This window comes from Alteribacter keqinensis, assembly GCF_003710255.1.
Lineage (GTDB): Bacteria > Bacillota > Bacilli > Bacillales > Salisediminibacteriaceae > Alteribacter > Alteribacter keqinensis.
On sequence record NZ_RHIB01000002.1, the window covers coordinates 165953 to 186990 of the forward strand.

The 21038-nt window shown below is 46.7% G+C and carries 17 protein-coding genes; 5 read left to right on the forward strand and 12 right to left on the reverse strand.

Features of this window, described 5'->3' with window-relative positions:
- Nucleotides 1-211: 211 nt before the first annotated feature.
- The 11 genes from EBO34_RS12440 to cspD form a co-directional block, all read right to left on the reverse strand.
- On the reverse strand, nucleotides 212-1732 hold the full coding sequence (locus tag EBO34_RS12440) for a S41 family peptidase (RefSeq protein ID WP_122899015.1): 1521 nt from the start codon (nucleotides 1730-1732) through the stop codon (nucleotides 212-214).
- A 204-nt stretch (nucleotides 1733-1936) separates the two neighbouring features.
- On the reverse strand, nucleotides 1937-2308 hold the full coding sequence (locus EBO34_RS12445) for a hypothetical protein (RefSeq protein ID WP_122899017.1): 372 nt from the start codon (nucleotides 2306-2308) through the stop codon (nucleotides 1937-1939).
- Between the two features lie 290 nt (nucleotides 2309-2598).
- Entirely contained in the window at nucleotides 2599-4029 is a 1431-nt protein-coding gene (locus EBO34_RS12450) for a murein hydrolase activator EnvC family protein (RefSeq protein WP_122899019.1), read from the reverse strand.
- 90 nt (nucleotides 4030-4119) lie between these two features.
- Nucleotides 4120-5013, reverse strand: coding sequence for a permease-like cell division protein FtsX (gene ftsX / locus EBO34_RS12455; RefSeq protein WP_122899026.1), 894 nt, complete (start codon nucleotides 5011-5013; stop codon nucleotides 4120-4122).
- A complete protein-coding gene (gene ftsE, locus EBO34_RS12460; RefSeq protein WP_122899028.1) occupies nucleotides 5003-5689 on the reverse strand; it encodes a cell division ATP-binding protein FtsE in 687 nt (228 codons plus the stop codon). The genes ftsX and ftsE overlap by 11 nt, the downstream gene beginning before the upstream one ends.
- 459 nt (nucleotides 5690-6148) lie before the next feature.
- Nucleotides 6149-6508, reverse strand: a complete 360-nt coding sequence (locus tag EBO34_RS12465; protein WP_122899031.1) for a c-type cytochrome — start codon at nucleotides 6506-6508, stop codon at nucleotides 6149-6151.
- Nucleotides 6509-6581: 73 nt separating this feature from the next.
- Nucleotides 6582-7466: a YitT family protein gene (locus EBO34_RS12470; RefSeq protein ID WP_236784947.1), complete on the reverse strand. Its 885-nt coding sequence runs from the start codon at nucleotides 7464-7466 to the stop codon at nucleotides 6582-6584.
- A 400-nt stretch (nucleotides 7467-7866) separates the two neighbouring features.
- A protein-coding gene (gene prfB / locus EBO34_RS12475; protein WP_183163854.1) for a peptide chain release factor 2 occupies nucleotides 7867-8971 on the reverse strand; the annotation gives its coding sequence in 2 pieces (ribosomal slippage) (nucleotides 7867-8898 and nucleotides 8900-8971; 1104 coding nt in all).
- 194 nt (nucleotides 8972-9165) lie between these two features.
- Nucleotides 9166-11700, reverse strand: coding sequence for a preprotein translocase subunit SecA (gene secA / locus EBO34_RS12480; RefSeq protein ID WP_122899035.1), 2535 nt, complete (start codon nucleotides 11698-11700; stop codon nucleotides 9166-9168).
- Between the two features lie 324 nt (nucleotides 11701-12024).
- Entirely contained in the window at nucleotides 12025-12594 is a 570-nt protein-coding gene (hpf, locus tag EBO34_RS12485) for a ribosome hibernation-promoting factor, HPF/YfiA family (RefSeq protein ID WP_122899037.1), read from the reverse strand.
- Between the two features lie 615 nt (nucleotides 12595-13209).
- Complete coding sequence (gene cspD / locus EBO34_RS12490; RefSeq protein ID WP_110521111.1) at nucleotides 13210-13407, reverse strand: cold-shock protein CspD; 198 nt, start codon at nucleotides 13405-13407, stop codon at nucleotides 13210-13212.
- A gap of 398 nt (nucleotides 13408-13805) precedes the next feature.
- Between cspD and asnB the strand changes: the two genes are divergently transcribed.
- From asnB to EBO34_RS12515, 4 genes are all read left to right on the forward strand, one after another.
- The gene (gene asnB, locus EBO34_RS12495; RefSeq protein ID WP_122899039.1) at nucleotides 13806-15695 is read left to right on the forward strand and encodes an asparagine synthase (glutamine-hydrolyzing); all 1890 of its coding nucleotides are present in this window, start codon (nucleotides 13806-13808) and stop codon (nucleotides 15693-15695) included.
- 636 nt (nucleotides 15696-16331) lie between these two features.
- Nucleotides 16332-17018 carry a transposase gene (locus EBO34_RS12505; RefSeq protein ID WP_183163855.1) on the forward strand — a complete coding sequence of 229 codons (687 nt, stop codon included), beginning with the start codon at nucleotides 16332-16334 and terminating at the stop codon, nucleotides 17016-17018.
- Between the two features lie 14 nt (nucleotides 17019-17032).
- Nucleotides 17033-17395, forward strand: coding sequence for a single-stranded DNA-binding protein (gene ssb / locus EBO34_RS12510; RefSeq protein ID WP_183163856.1), 363 nt, complete (start codon nucleotides 17033-17035; stop codon nucleotides 17393-17395).
- The gene (locus EBO34_RS12515; RefSeq protein WP_122899045.1) at nucleotides 17392-17682 is read left to right on the forward strand and encodes a hypothetical protein; all 291 of its coding nucleotides are present in this window, start codon (nucleotides 17392-17394) and stop codon (nucleotides 17680-17682) included. Before ssb ends, EBO34_RS12515 begins: the two co-directional genes overlap by 4 nt.
- Before the next feature lie 169 nt (nucleotides 17683-17851).
- Here the strand turns inward: EBO34_RS12515 and manA are convergent, their stop codons facing one another.
- Entirely contained in the window at nucleotides 17852-18805 is a 954-nt protein-coding gene (manA, locus tag EBO34_RS12520; RefSeq protein ID WP_122899047.1) for a mannose-6-phosphate isomerase, class I, read from the reverse strand.
- A gap of 263 nt (nucleotides 18806-19068) precedes the next feature.
- Here manA and EBO34_RS12525 point away from each other — a divergent pair, with 263 nt between their 5' ends.
- Nucleotides 19069-20850 carry an alpha-glycosidase gene (locus EBO34_RS12525; RefSeq protein ID WP_122899049.1) on the forward strand — a complete coding sequence of 594 codons (1782 nt, stop codon included), beginning with the start codon at nucleotides 19069-19071 and terminating at the stop codon, nucleotides 20848-20850.
- Nucleotides 20851-21038: the final 188 nt, after the last annotated feature.

Here is a 21038-nt window from a genome sequence, read left to right on the forward strand (position 1 = left end):
GATTCACATTTCTAAAACACTCTTCTTTCATTTTAATTGAAAATATAGAAAAGCACACCCTTTTTTCAAAAGGATGATCTTCTCTTTCTCAGGTCCTCCTAAACCATTCAATAAGAAAGGGTATTATCTTCCTTAAATTTTGTTGTGATGCTCTGCACGCTTTCCTCTCAAACAAAAAGACCCGCCCCAAAAAGGAGCGAGTCATCATTCATTACTCATTTTCAATTAACAGCTCAATCGCACGTTTGAACTGAAGATCGTTCTCACGGTCACGGACCGCTTCAACAACACGGTCTTGAAGTGCCCAGGCTGTATCTTCATCAATTACACCTGTCACATCCAGTCCTTCGTCGTCCTGGAAGGCACGAACCGCTTCCTCTGTTTCACTGCTGAAGTAACCGTCCGTACGGCCAGGATCATAATCGAGTCCTTCAAGCATCAGCTGAGCGTTTTCCACCTGTTCACTGTTCATGTCAAATTCCAGTGGGTCTTCCGCCTGTACCGGAGAAACATAGAAGAAATCAGGCTGACGTACTTCCTCTGTCGGTTCCACACCAACCTCATTAATGTCGTTGCCGTCAGAAGTAAGCCATCTGAACAACGTAAGTTTCAATTCACTGCCATCACCAAGCTGAAGTGTCTGCTGAACGGTTCCTTTTCCGAACGTTGTTTCACCCACAACGTGATGACCGCCTGCTTCTTTAAGGGCCGCAGCCAGAATCTCAGATGCTGAAGCACTTCCTTCATTTATCAATGTGGCAATTGGATACTCTTTTTCCTCTTCCAGGTTGGAAACATGACGAATGCGTTCACCTTCACGGTTTTCAATCTGCACAATCGGCTCACCGCCGGGTACAAGGAGGTTACCGATATCTTCTACACTCTGAAGGAATCCACCCGGGTTTCCACGGACATCAATAACCAATCCGTCAATCCCCTCTTTTTCAAGAGCGTGTAATTGTTCTTCAAAGTCTGTTGCAGTACTTTCGGAGAAAGAACGGATTTCTATCAAACCAATTTTCGCCCCGTCCTCTTCAATCAGCTCACTTGTGACCGTTTCAATCGGAATCGTATCACGGACCACATCGATATTCAGCTCTTCACTCACTCCGGGGCGTTCAACGGTAAGTGTAACTGTCGTACCTTTTTCCCCTCTGATCTGAAGCACTGCTTCATAAAGGGAAAGGCCTTCGATACTGTCACCGTCAATGCCGACGATCTGGTCGTTCGGTCTCAGACCTGCTTTTTCTGCGGGCGAATCCCTGAAAGGTGCTACAATGGTTACTTTCCCATTCGTCATGCTTACTTCAGCTCCGATTCCTTCAAAAGAGGAATCGAGTGAATCCATAAATTCACGGGCAGTCTCCTGATCCATATAAACGGAATAAGGATCATCAAGCACTTCAAGCATCCCGTTGATGGCACCTTCAAGAAGTTCTTCTTCATCAAATGCTTCCACATAGCGGTCCATTATGATGGAATAAGCTTTATGGAATTTCTCGGCTTTATCTTCTGAAATTTCGCTGCCTGACGTTTCAACCGCTTCTTCAGCAGCATTTTCTTCCCCGTCGTCCTGGTCAATCGCTAACTCTGTATCTGCGTCTCCACTGTCGTTCAGCACCGGCTCAGCTGATGTACCATCCGTCACCTGCATTACGACAAACATCGCGACTGCTCCTAAAATAACGGATAGAGAGACGATTAACGGCAGAAATTTCTTATCGATGTTCATTCACTCACCTCATCACGGAAACCATATTCCACTATGGAGCAGATCCCCCGTTTATTCTTGATAGTTTCTCTCTTTTTTTCTAAAAAATGCTGTACTTGTTATCCTCTATCTTAACAAATCTTTGGAACAGATTAAATTGTTCTACTCAACTTACCAGGGAAAACTCTTTTTAGTATACGAAAATTCTACCACATCTTATTCGCTTTATTTCTCCCTGGAAATGCCTTTCAGTTTCAAGTATACAATATTTGTTCCCTTAACAGGATAATAGCGCCGGAGTGCCCGTCTGAACAGGGGGGCCGTGATCACATAGCAGCCCATAACCAAGGGAAATGAAGACAGAAACGCCTCTGCTGCGACCGCTGCCCTTCCTCTTTCCGCCAGACCGCCCAGCATGAAACCATTGACAGAGATATAGGTAACGCCATACATGAGCCATGAGAACATCACGTTCGGAAAGTGCAGTACGATCAAAGTTTTTTCCCTGTGAAAGTACACTCTCTCAATGAGAATCTGAAGATACAAAGTCGTCAGCATCGTAATACCACAGACAACTGCCGGAAAAAAGATCCCCACGCCTGTTCCCTCCTTTATAGCTGAACTTATAACTGCTGTCCTTCTCATTGCCCCGGTTAAAGTAAACAAAAACCACATCTCCGCTAGTTTGTCCTGGCGAAGATGTGGTTATTTAAGTTTGATTCGGAATGAATCCAACGAAGCTGACAGATTGGGCTGCCGAAATTAATTGTTTCTTTAGAAGACCGTTGCTTTTAATAGATGCACTGATGCTTTCTGCAAACCTCTCGTTTTACACGGTGGTGCAGCTGTTACTTTTATGATCAACAGTTCATATGAAATACAGCTATTTAAAAGTTAACGTATTTTCTGGGGTCTACCGAGTTTGATTTTGCACCGTTCCATCCGCCTTCGTGAACTTCAAAGTGAAGGTGAGGGCCCTGTGAGGCTCCGGTGTTACCCATAATTCCAAGGTTCTGGCCTCTGCTGACACGCTGTCCCTGGGAGACACTGATAGAATCCATATGAGCATAGAGCGTTGTTATGGTTTTTCCGTTCACGTTATGTGTAATCATAACTGTGTTTCCATAACCATTCATGTATTCGGCTCTGATTACCGTACCTGATTCTGCTGCTACGATCGGAACATTGGATCTTCCACCCTGACCGATATCAATACCGTGGTGAACACGTCCCCATCGAGGACCATACTCACTTGTCACTCGTCCTGTAGCGGGTAATCCAAGTGTTCCGCCGCTGTCGCTCGGCGCACTGGCACTTGCAGAACGATCCGGTGAACTTGACGATCCAGAACTCGATGAGCTGCCGGTATTGCTTGATCCGGAATTACTTGATTCGGAATTACTTGATCCGGAATTAGAGCTTTGAGCTGCAGCTGCGGCTTCCTCTTCTTCCTTCTTTTTACGCTCTTCCTCTTCTTTCTGTCTCTGGCGCTCTTCTTCTTCTTTACGCTTGCGCTCTTCCTCAAGACGACGTTGTTCTTCTTCCCACTCTTCCAATTCTTCCTTCGCAGCCGCTTCCTGTGCTGCCAGGATAGACTGTTCTTCTTCAAGGGAAACAATCGCATCTTTCAATGACGCACCTTTTTCTTCAAGTGAGTCTACAAGACGATCTTTCTCAGCCGTTTGAGCTTCAAGATCAGCACGGAGATCTTCCAGTTCGTTCATTTGAGTTTCAAGGTTTTCAAGCTGTGTTTCAAGTTCAACTTTAGCATTTTCCAAAGCCTCTTTATCAGCGATATGCTGTTCAAGAATGTTACGGTCCTGACGGGAAATCGTGCTCAGTGCATTTACACGCTCGATCAAATCTCCAAAGTTCTGTGCACCAAGAAGGACTTCAAGATAGTTTACCGTCCCGCCATTTTTGTACATTGAATTCACACGGTCTTTCAGAAGCTCATCACGTTCCTTGATACGCTCCTGAAGAATTTCAATTTCCTCACGCAAGTCTTCTATGTTTTCATTCGTTTCATCGATCTCATCCTGTTTCACACGAATGTCTTCGTTCGTTTTCTGTGTTTTTTCATCCAGTTCTCGAATCTCGTCCTGAAGCCCGACGATTTCTTCCTCTACTTCTGCAAGCTCCTGCTCTGTCTGTTCAGCTTCTTCCAGCTTTTTTTCCTGATCACGCTGACTCTGTTCAATTTGCTCTTTCAGTTCATCACCTGTATTTGCTTCAGCTGTCGACCACATATTCGATCCAAGAAAAGTCGATGCTGCAAGAAGACACGCCAATGATACTAGTCCCAACCTGCGATTCATTGAATAAAATCCCCCTCAACCCGAGCTATCCCGATTTATTTCCACGGAAATAGACAATTTTTATTTTTATCTGGTTATTCTCGTAAACTGTTAAACCTTCAGGAATTTACGTACGCTCATCACGCTTCCCCAAATACCGATAAAGGCACCGATTCCGACAAGTATAGCTGCCATCTGCCATACAAGAGGATTAGCCGGCATCATTGGAAGAAATGCGAGTTCCGGTGTAGCCTGGACCAGTTCCACAAGACGCATGTAGCCATAAGCCAGTGCGCTTACAGGAATGATGGATCCAAGGACACCGAGCAGTAATCCTTCTATAAAGAAAGGCCAGCGGATAAATCCGTTCGTGGCTCCTACTAGTTTCATAATCTGAATTTCTCGTTTTCTGGCAATGATCGTAATTTTAATCGTGTTTGCAATCAGGAACATCGCCGTAAACATCATACCGACAACAAGAACAATCCCTGCATAGCGAAGAATGTTCGTTACAGAGAAAAGCTGCTCGACAATATCTGCACCATATTCAACATCATCTACATAGTTTAAGGACTGAATTTCCTCAGCAAGTACCTGTGTCTGCTGGGGGTCCTGAGCCTGTACGACAAAAACATCGTTTAACGGGTTTTCTTCTCTTAAAGACTCAAGGTAGGTTCCTTGATCTCCGAAACTGGTAATCAAGTTTTCCAGTCCGTCCTCTTTCGGAACAAAATCTACCGTTTCAACAATATCCATATCCTGTATTTCACTTTCAAGAGCTGACTGACTCTCTTCGTCAGCTGCAATATCGATGAAGACGCGCACTTCCACGTCGTCTTCAAGTGAATCGGCAAATGTATTCATGTTTAAAATAAGAAGAAGGAAAGCACCTACCACAAACAGCATAATCGTAACGGCACTTACGGACGCAAAAGTCATCCAGCCGTTTCTGACTAAGTTCTTTCCGCCTTCTTTTATGTGGCGTCCCAGAGTTCTACCTTTCATAACCGTAGTCCCCCTTTGCCTCGTCACGGGCAACCCGGCCGCCTTCTATGGCAATAACACGTTTACGCATCGTGTTTACAATCTCTTTGTTGTGGGTAGCCATAACTATAGTAGTACCCCGATTGTTGATTTCTTCGAGGATTTTCATGATTTCCCAGGATGTCTCCGGATCAAGATTTCCCGTAGGCTCGTCTGCAATCAGAACGGAAGGATTATTTACAATCGCTCTGGCAATGGCCACACGCTGCTGTTCACCGCCGGATAATTCCTGGGGCAAAAAGCGCGCCTTGTTTTTTAACCGGACAATCTCAAGGACCTGCATGACCCGTTTACGGATGTTTGCTTTGCTCTCTTCAATCACTTCCAGAGCGAATGCCACATTCTCATAAACCGATAGGGTAGGAAGGAGCTTGAAGTCCTGGAATACGACACCGATTCTTCTTCTTAAGTAGGGAATATGACGTTCTTTCACTTTGGAAAGCTCTTCGTCTCCGATTTGAATCGATCCCCGTGTCGGTTTTTCTTCTCTGTACATGAGCTTAATAAATGTTGACTTGCCGGCCCCACTCGGCCCGACTACATAAACAAATTCACTTTTGTCAATATGTATGTCAATCCCGTTAATGGCCATAACGCCGTTTGGGTATGTCTTCCATACCTCTTTCATCGTAATCAAAAATATCACTTCCCGCTTTAAATAGTTCTCTGAGGTGATCGCCTGCTCAAGGCGTATGTATGATTATGTCGAATTATTTGCATTTAGTTTTCAAATCATTGCTACATCTAAATGAATCTGGTTCTACCATTCAACATTATATCATCTTAACTAAGTAATTTGAGTGCATTTACGTTACAGTTTCATTTCAAATCTTGTCACATTACGTCAATTTAGCGCTTATTTTATAGAAAATACCTATTGCAACCCCCTTCATTTCTGCATAACGATTCCGAGTATACGAAATATCGGAAAAATAAGAAAGGCGATATGGCACATTCTTAAAAACCGTTCAATGTAACCAGGACATAGGAATGGTCTTAGAAGTAAATATTGGTTTTACATACATCTTAATGACAAATTTCACGTCAAAAAAACAGCTGACCATTTATCAGCTGTTTTTTCTATATCACATTATGTTTACTGATCGGCAACCCATGCAGAAACGTTATCCGCTTCATCACCATCTACAAGCTCAGGTGGCATGCTTCCCGGTCCTTCTTCGATCGCTGCGCGCACGGAGTCCATATCCAGACCGGCGATACCAGGTCCAGACCCGCCTTCACCGTTTTGTCCGTGACAGGACAGACAGTTCTGCTCGTACACTTCTTCTCCAGCAGCGAGGTCATATTCTCCGTCTCCTGCTGTTTCTTCTGCGTCATCTTCCGTCTCTTCGACTGCGTCGTCGCCTTCGTCTACAGGTGTCGTGTCATCATCTCCGCCACCACACGCCGCCAGAACCAAGACAGCTCCCATCATCGGGATTAGCCATTTCTTCATGTAAACCCTCCTGATCTGCTGAAAATAATTTGGTAGGTTTTTCTAAGTAACCTTCCTAGATATTATAACCGATTTATCCTTTATTAAAACCCTCCCCAAGTACCTCCGACGCATTACTCACGATCACAAAGGCATGTGGATCAATGGTTTGAACCGTTTGTTTCAATTTTGTGACTTCGTTTCGTCCGACCACACACATGAGAACAGGACGCTCGTGATTCGTATAGCCGCCATACCCGTGAAGCTTCGTCACACCGCGATCCACCTGAGTGAGCAGACCCTGACGCACTTCTTCTTCATAATCTGAAATAATAATCGCCATTTTTGAGTAGCCAATACCAGTCTGAACAAGGTCTATGGTCTTCCCTGTAGCAAATAAACCGATTAGGGCATAAAGAGCAAATTCAAATCCGAAAACAACCGCTGCCGAGATTACGACGAGCCCGTCCATAAGAAAAACACAGGCCCCAAGGGTAAGTCCAGTATATTTGTTGACAATCTGAGCGGCAAGATCCGTCCCCCCGGTTGACGAATTCGACCTGAACACAATTCCCAAACCAAGTCCGACCCCTATCCCACCGAATATTGCAGCAAGTAAAGGATCTAAAGTAGCAGGCTCAAGATGCCTGGTCATTAATACAACTGCAGGTAAAAAAATCGTTCCGGTTAATGTCTTCAAACCGTACAGCAGACTTCCGGCAATACTCCCGCCGAGAAGCAGAACACCTGCTATAAACAATGGAATGTTAAATGCCCATTGCGTAAATGCCGGCTCAAAACCAAAAGTCGCTTCCACCAGGGTGGAGATACCGGCCACACCACCGGAAGCAATGCGGTTTGGCAGGAGGAAAATGTTAAAACTGATGGCTACAATAGCAGACCCCACCAGAACGTGGGCAAATTCAAATAGAATTCTGCTCAAGGGACTTAACGGCTGCTGATCTTTTCTCCGTTTCATGGCTTTCATCATTTATGTTCACCTGTTTCTTAAAAAATGTTGCTATAAAGACGTTGGGGAATGCTTGGAATATGTATGAATGAAAATCCCTCAGTCAATTAGCTTTCACTGTGCCCTTCATTGCTATCCACAAAGCAGCGGCAGCAGTTCCGGGCAAAGACCCAAGTAGTATATCACCGGCATGCCGGACTGTAAACAAGACCGCGGTGATGCTTTAGCGTAGTGCATTTATGGTGAGAAGGAGGAAATCCCGGGTTTTTTTAAAGGAAGAGGGACGCGTTTCCACTTGATTGGAAGCGAATCTGGAATTCTTAACACAAGTCCGATAATTCCTCCTCCACTCACCAAAAAAGGCTGCCCAGGCGGAACTCTCCCCCGGGACAACCTATTAATGAAACAATTAGTCAATTTTTGAACGCAGGTATGAATCAATAAATGAACCGAGATCGCCGTCCATGACAGCCTGGGTATTCCCTGTTTCATGGTTCGTTCGGTGATCCTTAACCATATTATACGGATGGAACACGTAGGAACGGATCTGACTTCCCCATCCGATATCAGACTGCTCACCGCGGATTTCATCAAGTTCTTTTTGCTGCTGCTCAATTTTCAGCTGCAACAGCTTTCCTTTAAGCATTTTCATTGCCTGATCTCGGTTTTTAATCTGGGAACGCTCAGATTGACACGTAACGACCGTATTCGTCGGCAAGTGGGTAATCCGTACAGCGGAATCAGTTGTATTGATGTGCTGACCGCCGGCACCGCTTGCACGGTACGTATCAATTTTCAGTTCATCGGGAGACACACTTACTTCGCTCACATCATCATTCAGTTCCGGAACGACATCACACGATACGAATGACGTATGACGACGGCCGGATGAATCAAACGGAGAAATCCGGACAAGACGGTGAACCCCTTTTTCCGCCTTCAAATAACCGTAGGCATTGTGGCCTTTGATAAGAAGCGTAACGCTTTTTACACCGGCTTCCTCACCAGGAAGGTAATCCATCGTTTCCACCTTGAAGCCGTTTCCTTCCGCCCAGCGGGTGTACATACGCAGAAGCATAGAAGCCCAGTCCTGAGACTCCGTTCCGCCGGCACCAGGGTGAAGCTCAAGGATTGCATTATTTTTATCGTAAGGCTCACTTAAAAGAAGCTGAAGCTCAAACTGATTCAGTTTCTCACCAAGGTCCTTCACGCCTTCAACCAGATCTTCCAAAAGCTCGTCGTCCCCTTCTTCTTTCACAAGTTCGAAGGAAACTTCAAGATCTTCAAAGATATTTTCCAGCTTCCGGTAGGTTTCCACACCCTCTTTAAGCTGGTTGCTTTCGTCGATGACTTTCTGAGCTTCGTTCTGATTATCCCAGAATCCGGGTTCGGACATGAGTTCATCGAGTTCAGCTACGCGGGTCTCTTTGTTTTCTAGGTCAAAGAGACCCCCTGAAGTCCGCTAATCGCTTAGCCATAGTTGAAAGTTCGTTTCTAATATCAGACATTTCCATATTACGAACACCTCATTAGTATAGGCAGCCGGACCCTGACGAGCACCGGCTGCCTTATTTTTTACTGCTTTAATAACGACCTCTTCTTTCAGACGAATCGTGCGTGCTCTTCGTTTTACGCTGAGGCTGGGCACTACTGCTGCGTCTGTTCCTTAGAAAAAACCATTATCATCTCAAAAATAATCCCTTTACCCTTAACCTAATTCTTTCTGACAGCAGTTCTTGTATTTTTTACCCGAACCACAAGGACAAGGGTCATTGCGCCCTACTTCAGGTGATTTTTTGAAAGGTACTTTCTTTTGTTTTTCCTTTGCTGTCGGACTGCTGGCGCTGCGGTGGACCGCTTTTCCTTCAGCGACAGGCTTACGCTCGAGGTTCGCTTCCACCTGGGCATTCATCACGTAACGGGTGACGTTTTCTTCAATAGAAGCAACCATCTGCTCAAACATTTCAAAGCCTTCAAATTTGTACTCGCGAAGAGGATCATTCTGACCGTAAGCACGGAGGTGAATCCCCTGACGGAGCTGGTCCATCTGGTCGATGTGGCTGGTCCACTTGGAATCAACCGTACGAAGAAGGATAACCTTCTCAAACTCCCGCATACGTTCAGGCGTAAATTCTGCTTCACGCTTATCATATTCCTCTTTGGCCCGGTCGACAATCAGTTCAACCATTTCTTCCGGCTCAAGAGGCTTCAGGTCTTTCACTTCAATTTCATTGTCGTTTAACACATTTGCGTTGATGTAATCCACAATACCCTGAAGGTTCCAGTCCTCTGGCACATCGTCCGCCGGCGTGTAGAGCTGTACGTTTCGCTCGATAGTAGACTCGATCATCTTTTCAACCACTTCACGGAGGTTCTCCGACCCGAGTACCTGGTTACGCTGCTCGTAAATAATGTCACGCTGCTCACGCATAACATCATCGTACTGGAGAAGCTGTTTACGCGCATCGAAGTTGTTTCCTTCCACCCTCTTCTGCGCTTGTTCAACAGCACGGGAAACGAGCTTACTTTCGATTGGCTGGTCATCTTCAAGACCGATTTTATCAAACATGTTGCGCATGTTCTCACTGCCGAAACGGCGCATCAGCACGTCTTCAAGTGACAGGTAGAACTGGGACATACCCGGGTCACCCTGACGTCCGGAACGACCGCGGAGCTGGTTGTCGATACGGCGGGATTCGTGACGCTCGGTACCAAGGACGTACAGGCCGCCAAGTTCTTTCACACCGTTGCCGAGTTTGATGTCCGTACCACGTCCGGCCATGTTTGTCGCGATAGTAACTGCTTTTGGCTGTCCGGCATTCTCAATAATCTCCGCTTCACGAGCGTGGTTCTTCGCATTCAGTACGTTGTGACGGACTCCACGCTTTTTAAGCAGTCCGGCTAAAAGTTCTGACGTGTCCACGCTGACTGTACCAACAAGAACCGGCTGTCCTTTTTCATGAAGCTCTTTGATTTTTTCTACAATCGCCTTATATTTTGCATCCATTGTCTTATAAATAAGATCGGACTTATCTTCACGGGCAATCGGCTCGTTTGTCGGCATAGCAATAACATTCATGTTGTAAATGTTACGGAACTCTTCTTCCTCTGTTTTGGCCGTACCGGTCATACCGGCAAGCTTATCGTACATACGGAAGTAGTTCTGGAACGTAATGGAGGCCATCGTCATGCTTTCCCGTTTAATTTCAAGGCCTTCCTTCGCTTCAATCGCCTGATGAAGGCCATCGCTGTAGCGGCGGCCCTTCATCATACGGCCGGTAAACTGGTCGATAATCGCTACATCACCGTCATCAACCACGTAATCCTCATCACGCTTCATGACAACGTGTGCCTTAAGTGCCTGATTAATGTGATGGTTTAATTGAACGTGAGACTGATCGAACAGATTATCGATGTTAAAGGATCGTTCTGCTTTACTTACACCGTCATCGGTCATCTGCACGTTTTTCGTTTTTTCGTCGTACGTGTAGTCTTCTTCCTCTTTCAGCATGCGCACGAAAGAGTTCGCAACAGTATAAAGCTGCGTTGATTTTTCCGCAGAACCGGAAATGATCAGCGGTGTCCGGGCTTCATCGATCAGGATGGAGTCCACTTCATCGACAATCGCAAAGTGAAGCGGGCGCTGTACTTTCTGTTTATTGTAGAGCACCATGTTGTCTCTCAAATAATCAAAGCCCAGTTCGTTATTTGTTGCATAAAGAACGTCACAGGTATAAGCTTCACGCTTCTCATCCTTGCTCATGCCGTTAATGTTTAAACCGACAGTGAGGCCGAGAAATTCGTAAAGTTTTCCCATCTCCGTGGAGTCACGGCGGGCAAGGTATTCGTTAACCGTAACAACATGAACACCTTTCCCGGTTAACGCATTCAGGTAAACCGGAAGTGTCGCTACGAGGGTTTTACCTTCACCGGTTTTCATCTCAGCGATGTCACCCTGGTGAAGACACACGCCCCCTAAAAGCTGCACACGGAAATGACGCATGCCAAGGGCACGGGTCGATCCTTCACGGACAACCGCAAAGGCTTCCGGCAGCAGGTCTTCAAGAGACTCGCCGTCTTCCTGGTGGCGTTTCTTAAATTCTTCTGTTTTCTTTCGTAAGTCATCGTCCGAAAGCTTTTTCATGCTTTCGCCAAGTTCTTCAATTTTGTCCACCGTCTTCTGCCACTTCTTGATCTGGCGTGCGTCGGTGTCACCAATTACTTTCTTAAGTAATCCTAGCATTGGACATTGCTCCCTTATCGTATATTCCAATGGGATATCCCATGATGTGATCGTCAGGAATCTTATCGTACAAGTCTTCTGACAGTTAACTTTCATTTTATCAGTTTCCCAGACCCCTTACAAGAACATGCCTGAACGCTCACTTGTGAACCCCCGAACGGAGGGTCAGACCCCAGGAAATAATTTCCTGATATTTCCGGGGGTCTGACCCTTCGTGACTTTTTCACAGTCCATTCGAGCAAGAAAAAGCCGGTGGCCCGAATGTCTCGGGCTGCACCGGCTTTTATGCATTGCTTTTATTAGTATCTTGTAGTATCTTGCTGGTTACTCTGCTTCAATGAGGCCGTACTTGCCGTCTTTACGTTTGTAGACAACGTTTGTACCGCCGTTTACAGAGTTGGAGAACACAAAGAAATTGTGACCAAGCATGTCCATTTGAAGAACGGCCTCTTCTGCATCCATCGGTTTCAGATCAAAGCGCTTCGTACGCACGATATCGATATCATCGTCCTCGTACTGAGGCTCATCCGGAACCGGAGTCTCTCCCATTGTCGGTTCGAGTTCGTTTTTAAACATATACTTCAAGCTCTCGTCCTGACGGAACTTGCGGTTAACTTTCGTTTTATGCTTACGGATCTGACGCTCGAGCTTTTCAATCACGAGGTCAATGGCCGCGTACATGTCAGTATGGGTTTCCTCTGCGCGAAGCAGGAGCTTTGGCATTGGAATCGTTACTTCGACACGCTGGTCGTTATTAAGCACTTGCAGTTTTACGTGTACATCTGATGATGGAGTCTGATCAAAATATCGTTCAAGTTTGCCTACCTTTTTTTCTACGTATTCCCTTAATGCGGGAGTCACCTCTACGTTTTCACCACGAATGTTGTAAATCATAAGCAAACTCCTCCTTTCAGTTATGTGTGTAATATTCTTCATACCCGCTTTATAATCCTGCTAAATTGAAACAAAAATCTTAAAACTTTTTGTCATATTAAGTCGGAAAGTTTTGCCTACAGGCCGGGGTATGAATTTGATAATGCTGTAACTGCGACCATCATGAAACAAAAATCACCTCTTTAAGAAGTCAGAATCACCTTTCTGCGAGCCGCCGCCAGAAACAAGACATCAATCATGGCGGGCTGTTTTAGAAAGATTACAAGCCTTTACCTCCTGAGCCGTAAAAATAAACACGGAACTGAGGTGTCTGCTTCAGGGAAGAGGCTGCGAGCAGCTGCAGGCAGTTCCTGCAAAACCCTTACTATCCCCTTCCCTTATTATCTATTATCTTCTAAATTAACAAAATTGTGCGGGGACAGACCCCGCACAATTTTGTTAACATATGTTTTTTTGTCAAAGACACTCCGCCCCGCCACTGAACAGCCACAGAAAAATCCCGGCACAAAGCGGGATGCGCTTCGTACCGGGATTGTCTTCGCTTACATATTACCCCTTACTGACGTAAACAAAATCATACGATTTGAACGTTCTATTTCAGGGAAGTGCGAATCATTACAGTTTTGTTACGTTCGCCGCTTGAGGACCGCGAGCACCTTCTACGATTTCGAATTCAACATCTTGACCTTCTTCAAGAGATTTGAACCCTTCTTGTTCGATCGCAGAGAAGTGAACGAATACATCGTCTCCACCTTCGCGCTCGATAAAACCAAAACCTTTTTCAGCATTGAACCATTTCACTTTTCCTTGCATGTTTCTAACACATTCCCTTCGTATTAAAAATCTGGTGGCTTGACCACACTTATAATATAGCAACGCCTAAAAACACAGTCAATTTCTTTCGACCGCCTTATTTCGACACAGAGGTCTGTCCACTAAAGCTGGTATGACAATACGCCCAAGGAAATTAGACCTGTATTTTTCAGACGTTTTGAAAAGGGTTTTTCTCCTTTTCATTTGCGCTATGTTGGGTGGTCATAAACATCTTATGATTCTCTCCAACTTTTATTCGTTTTCCATGAACCTTTTTCGTTATTTTCAGCGTCATATATTCAGTTACCAAAATTAAACATGCACGGCACCGTCTACAAGCCCTTTTTTACAGGCCAGGTAACAGTTCCGCGCCATTACTAAGGAGTGTATCTTCTATTATGTGTGGATTTACTGCTGTTTTTTCAACCAACCAGGAGGCTTTGAACAAGTACCCTCTTGAAACCATCACTGCCGTCATCACCCACCGGGGCCCTGATGACTACGGCTATTATAAAAGTCCGGGGGTCCAGTTTGGCTTCCGCCGCCTGAGCATCATCGATCTCCCTCACGGCCATCAGCCCATGACTTATGACAATGGCCGTTACACAATTGTTTTTAACGGCGAGATTTATAACGCTCCTGAACTCAGGGACCGCATGAAAAAGCGTGGCGCGACCTTTCAGACCTCATCCGATACGGAAGTGATTCTCGCATCCTTCAAACACGAAGGAAAAAAGAGCTTCACCAATTTCAGAGGCATGTTTGCCTTTCTCATCTGGGACAGCCGGACAGAAACCCTAACCGGTGCCCGTGACCCGTTCGGCATCAAACCTCTCTATATAAAGAAAGACGGCGACGCAGTACTGTTTGCCTCCGAGAAAAAAAGCCTGACCCTTTTCGATAAAAAGCCCGGCATTAACAAGGACGTTCTGCCTGCATACTTAACGTTTCAATATGCACCAGAGCCGCTTACGAGCACATCAAACATTACGAAAGTGCCGCCGGGACATATCATAGAGCTGAAAAGAGAAACGGGAAAACTCACCCTGAAACCCTATTCCCAGCCTGAGTTTAACCCGACCATTCAGGAAAAGGCTTCTGCAGTCGGTAAAATCCGCCGGGCCGTTGAAGAATCTGTCGAGTTCCACCTGCGAAGCGACGTTCCCGTATCCACGTTCCTGTCAGGAGGGATCGATTCGACTGCGATCACCGCACTCGTCAAGCAAATGAAGCCTGATGTGAAAGCCTTCACCGCTGAGTTTGCCGACGCCCGTTACAGTGAAGCTGATACCGCCCGAAAGACTGCCGAAGTCCTTGGTCTCGATCACCACGTTGTAACAATTACACCTGAACAGGTGGTAAAAGAACTGCCGAAAATCATCTGGCACATGGACGAGCCCGTCGCCGACCCGGCAGCGATTCCTCTTTATTTTGTGGCAAAAGAAGCGGCCGAGCACTCCAAGGTCGTTCTTTCAGGGGAAGGAGCGGATGAGCTTTTTGCAGGATACAACATATACAAGGAGCCCGGGTCCTTGCGTTTGTTTGACTTTCTGCCTACCGGTATGAAAAAACAGATCCACTCCCTTGCATTGAAAATTCCCCACGGGGTGAAAGGGAGAGGATTTCTGCAGCGGGGAACAACACCGCTGCGGGAACGGTTTACAGGAAACGCCCGGATTTTTGATCCGGCAGAAGTGGAGGAATATCTATTCGAAACTAAAGGGGCTTCTGCGTTTGATTTCACCGCTCCCCTGTATGACTATGCAAAACGAAAAGGCTGGGATCCGGTTACTACAATGCAGTATGTGGACATGCACACGTGGCTTCGGGGAGACATTCTTGCCAAAGCCGATAAAATGACGATGGCCCACTCCCTCGAGCTCAGGGTACCGTTTTTGGACAAGGAAGTGTTTCAAGTGGCCTCCTCCCTGCCGGTGTCAGGAAAAGTAAGCCGGAAACAAACGAAAATCTGGCTGCGGGAGGCGCTGGCGGATGTGGTGCCCGCCCATGTGGTTGAACGGAAGAAGCTCGGCTTCCCTGTGCCGGTCCGCCTCTGGCTGAAAGATGAACTGTATGACTGGGCAAGACTGATCCTTACCCAGAGTCCTGCCTCCGACACAATTTTTGATAAAGGCGCATGCGTCCGCCTGCTCGAGGAACATGTCCAGGGAAAGCACGATCACTCAAGAAAAATCTGGACTATCCTCACCTACATGCTGTGGCACAAGCAAGCAACCCAGTCCCGCCGAACCATCACCGACGCCAGCGACCTGAAAGACATCATCTAACCCAAAAGTCAATCCCTCAGAAACAATTGTGCGGGGTCTGTCCCCGCACAATTGTTTTTGTATAATTTGTAAAATAATGCTTGAATTTGTCTGAATTATCAAATAGAATTAATTTCAAGAAGGGAACAATTTCTCCCTTCTGATTGGAATGACCGGTTGTTCACATTGAAGAACAATCCGGACCAATCACTTCCAACCACCTCTTTTACCGGTTTCAGAGTCAGGGACCTCCCTCGTTCCAGATTGAGACTGAGTCACTTATTGCAACCTCGATCTCCCCCCTGTCAGTCGAGGCTTAACACTTACATAGTAAACGCATCCCAGTGCAGTAAGGACAATTCGTTTCCAGTGTGAAAACAGACGAAAGCATCAATAACTGAAAAAAAGCAGTTCCAGGCGCCTTTTCCATTCGCGCACCTTTTTTTGGCCGTTTTCTCTGTTTTTACACCTTTTTTTTTCTTCACCACACGTTTTTGCCGTTTCACCACAAACATCACGTAACGCTGAAAGGTACTTGAAGTTTCCCCTAGGGCAAACTTCAAGTACGCCGAAAAATCTGAATGAAAGGAGCGAATGAAGGGACAGATCCTCCATGCTTCCCCGATTGAACATTCCACTTTAAAAGGAGCTCATTCAATGGCTCGAAAACCCCGCCAGTGGTTTCCTGGTGCCATCTACCACATTGTCTGCCGCGGAAACCACCGAAAGAATCTGTTTTTTGACCGGAAGGATTACTTTAAGTACTTTTCACTGCTCAATCACGCCTATCATTATTCACCTTATCACCTGCATGCTTACTGCCTGATGACGAACCATCTTCACCTTTTGCTCGGAACACAGGCCGATCCGCCCTGTAAAGTGATGCAGCCGCTCAATTCGATGTACGCCATGTATATCAACAAAAAATATAACCTGAGCGGCCACCTGTTTCAGGACCGGTACTATTCAACGCCTGTCGCTTCATCTCATTCTCTGATGAAGACAAGCGCATACATTCACAATAATCCCCGGGCTGCCGGCATGGTCGACAACCCGGAAGATTACCCTTGGAGCAGCTATTATCACTATACGCAGCCTGTCCGAAACACAAATAACTCCAATCTGATCGTGACAGGACCTTACAATGAGAGAATAAGAGAAAAAAGAGCGTCCTTGACAATGATTCACGAAAAGGCCCCTTCGCTTCTTCCTCCTTCCCCTCTCCCTCTTGCAACTGAAAAGCTCACGGCCCTGTTCCCGGTGCCAAGCCACATTCATTACCGCACCTACGTTGAACGCGAATGGAAGTTGTCCTCAATGTTAAAAGAAGCATTCCAAAAATAAGGAGCGTGACCTTTATGCTAAACCAGGTGAACTTAATCGGACGAATCGTAAAAGACCCTGATCTCTCATATACAAAGGACGGTGTACCACTATCAAGATTCTCAGTAGCTGTAAAGAGGAATTACAAAAACCAGAGCGGCAAGTACGACGCCGACTTCATTCCGTGTACCCTCTGGCAGGAAAGTGCAGAGAGGGTAGCGGAACATTGCGGGAAAGGTTCCATGGTATCTGTGAGCGGCCGGCTTCAGACCAAACTGTACGAGGACGGCAACAACAAACGGATTTTCAGAATGGACATGATTGCAGAAAACGTCCAGTTTCTTCAACTAAAAAAACCGGGGAGCTCTACTCTCCAGGAAGCAGGTAACAGCCAATGACTACACTATTTAAAACACAGGATACTTCCACCCTGACTGAAATGGACCTTTTAAAGTCAGTTCTTCATAAACTCGCCCAGCTGGAACGGACGATGGTGAAAAAGGAAGACGTCTCTTATTTGAACAACGCCATGAGCGAAGCGATCGAGCAAATGTCGTTTTTGCACGAAGACCTTGAGGCGCTGAAAACAAGCGTGGAAGTGAAACACATCGAAAACATCAACTCTGATGAAGTGATCCTCCATTCCTTCATGGAAATGGCCCACCATCATCCTTCAAAGTTTTAGCAGGTGATGAGGTTTTAAAGGATTAGCCCCCCCCTTCATTGAAGTAAAACCTCCCCAATGAATAAAAAGACCCCTCCTTCGTCAGGTACAGAATCCTGAAAAAAGGAGGGGTTCTTTTGGTCGCAGCTTCCGGTTTACCGGTGACGAGAGTCTCTCGTCTTTCTTTACCCTAAGGGTTGGTTGTGTGGGATGCCATCAGGGTCATGCTGCCCCGCAGTTCATAGCGCTCAGCCGTGGCCGGGATGATGAAGTGGGCACCTTTTCTGAGCTGGTGTGTGTTTGTGCCGATTGTTATTTCTCCTTCGCCGTCCACGACACTCGCGAGGGTGTACTCGTTCACGTCACGGCTCACCGTGCCATTGAGGGTCCAGTGATAGACAGTGAAGTAGTTTTCCTCGATGAGGCGGGTGATGGAAAGACCTGCTTCCGTCCAGGTATGCTGTGCCGGTTTTGCGTCTTCATGTGGAACCATGGAGCAGGCGATTGAATCTTCAATATGAAGGTCCCGGGTGTTTCCGGCGTCATCGGTGCGGTCGTAGTCATAAAAGCGGTAGGTAATGTCGGAGCTTTGCTGAATCTCCAGAATCACGATGCCGCTGCCGATGGCATGAACGGTGCCGCTCGGAACATAGTAAAAATCGCCTTTGTTGACGGGAACTTCGCGGAAAAGGTCGTTCCACTGTCCTTTGTCCACCATGTCAGCCAGCTCCTCCCGGGTTTCGGCGTTATGACCGAGTATGAGCCTTGCATCAGGTTCGTGGTCAAGAATGTACCAGCATTCGGTTTTTCCGAATGCGTAGCCTTCATGTTTCTTGGCGTAAGTGTCGTCCGGGTGAACCTGAACGCTCAGGTCGTCCTGTGCATCAATGATTTTTACAAGAAGGGGGAATTCGTCCCCCGGCTCATTGTTAAAAAGTTCCCGGTGTCCGTTCCAGAGCTCACGTATTGTTTTTCCCTCGTAAGGGCCGTTTATGACGCGGTTCGTGCCGTTTTCGTGGCCGGAAATGCCCCAGCACTCTCCCGTTCGGCTGGAAGGTGTACTGTATCCGAAATCGTCGGCAAGTTTGCTGCCGCCCCAGATTTTTTCTTTCAATACGGGTTCGAAAAGCAGAATATCGTTCATCGTATGTTCCTCCTGATTGTCAGTTGTAAGTGAAATAGACACGCTTTCACAGGCGTGCTATACTGAAATTGTTAAAAATCAGTGTCTTGCTGAAAAGTTTGTGCAAACGATTGCACTCTCTTTCTCTTTCTTATCCATCTGAGAATAACTACAGCTATCATTGTATACGGTCACACGCTGCCAATCAACGGGTGCGCCCCGCAACGGGGTCTGCCCCCGCACAATTTTGTGTGAAATTATGTATTTAGCAGGAGGGACAGTTTATGTTATTAGAGGCTATTCTTCACCAGCCGAAGTCGCACTATGCGTATGCTTACGATCACGAAACGCTTCATATCCGCCTTCGTACGAAGAGAAATGATCTGGACAATGTGTATCTGATTCACGGGGACAAGTACCGTTTTACTCAGGAATTCATCGAGACAACGAAAATGACGAAGTTTGCCAGTGACACGTTGTTCGACTACTACGAGGCTGCCGTGAAACCGGAATTCCGCCGGTTTGCGTATGCATTCCGTCTCGAGAGCGGTAAAGAAACGCTCTACTATAATGAAGTGGGCTTTCAGGAGGAAGGCGCCCAGTCCCAGTCCGGGATCGGAATGCTCGAGTCTCCGTCCGGCATGTTTGAGTTTCCTTTCCTAAACCCGGCAGACGTAAACAAGCCTCCTGCATGGGTGAAGAATGCTGTATTTTATCAAATTTTCCCTGAGCGTTTTGCCAACGGTGACGCCTCTCTTAACCCTGAAGGGGTGGAAGATTGGACACCGGATGCGGTACCGACCCGTGACAATTTCTTCGGAGGCGACCTCCAGGGCGTAATCGACAACCTCGATTACCTCGTGGATCTCGGGATTACATGCATTTACTTCACACCTTTTTTCGAAGCGAAATCAAACCATAAATACGACACGATTGACTATTTGAAGGTCGATCCACAGTTTGGCGACAATGAAACGGCGAAGCGCCTGGTGAATGAAGCTCACAAGCGCGGCATTAAGATCATGCTTGACGCGGTATTTAACCACAGTGGTTTCTATTTTCCACCGTTCCAGGACGTGTTAAAAAACGGCCACCGGTCCCGCTTTGCGAAGTGGTTTTACCTTCGTGAGAATGAGGTTAAAACAGAGCCTCTTCCTAACTACGATACGTTCGGTTTTGTGGCATCCATGCCGAAGCTGAACACGGAGAACCCTGAAGTGAAGGCGTACCTTCTTGAAGTGGCGCGCTACTGGGTTGAGGATATCGGTGTAGACGGCTGGCGTCTTGATGTGGCGAACGAAATTGACCACCAGTTCTGGCGCGAATTCCGGAACGTAGTCAAAAAGGCCAATCCGGAAGCCTACATCCTCGGTGAAATCTGGCATAATTCCATGGCATGGCTTGAGGGAGACCAGTTTGACGCCGTTATGAACTACCCGGTCACAAACAGCATTCTTGAGTTTTTTGCGAAGAAAACGATTGACGCGGAGAACTTTATGGGACGTCTTGATGCGATGCAGGTCGCCTACCCGAAACAGGCGAATGAGGTTGCTTTCAACCTTCTCGACTCCCATGACACGCCCCGCCTGTTGACAATTGCTGATGGAGATAAAGATCTTATGAAGCTTGCGGCAACGTTCCAGCTTACCTACACCGGTGCGCCTTGTATTTATTACGGTGACGAGGTGGGTATGGACGGGGGCAATGATCCAGACTGCCGGAAGCCGATGGTGTGGGATGAAGACCGTCAGGATAAAGAACTGTTTGCCTTCTATAAGGATCTGATCGGGCTTCGCAAGGGGTACCGTGCGTTCCGTGACGGTTCATTCCGCTTCCTTTCGGCTGAAAAAGGCGAACAATTCGTTGCCTACGAGCGCACCGATGACCGAAACCGTTTTATTGTTGTGCTCAACGGGGATGACGAGGAAAAGACCGTCAAACTCTCCGGTCTCAGTAAAGGAACGTTCCGCCCGGTGTCTGACGGCAACGACGCTTATCCTGTCAAACGCGGCAAGCTTTCCGTAACCGTAGGCGGGAAAAAGTCTCTTATCCTAAAAGAACAATAAAATACCCCCAGTCCAGCAAACCGAAAGCCGCCGGAGGATCTCCCATTCCTCCAGCGGCTTTTACATTTCCCTGTTTGTGAACTAACCCACACAGGGTCAGACCCCACGTGAAGTATTGAGCATAAATATAAAGCCGGCAAGAGACTCCCGGGTCCTTGGAAAGAAATGCTCATAAACCATGATTCGTG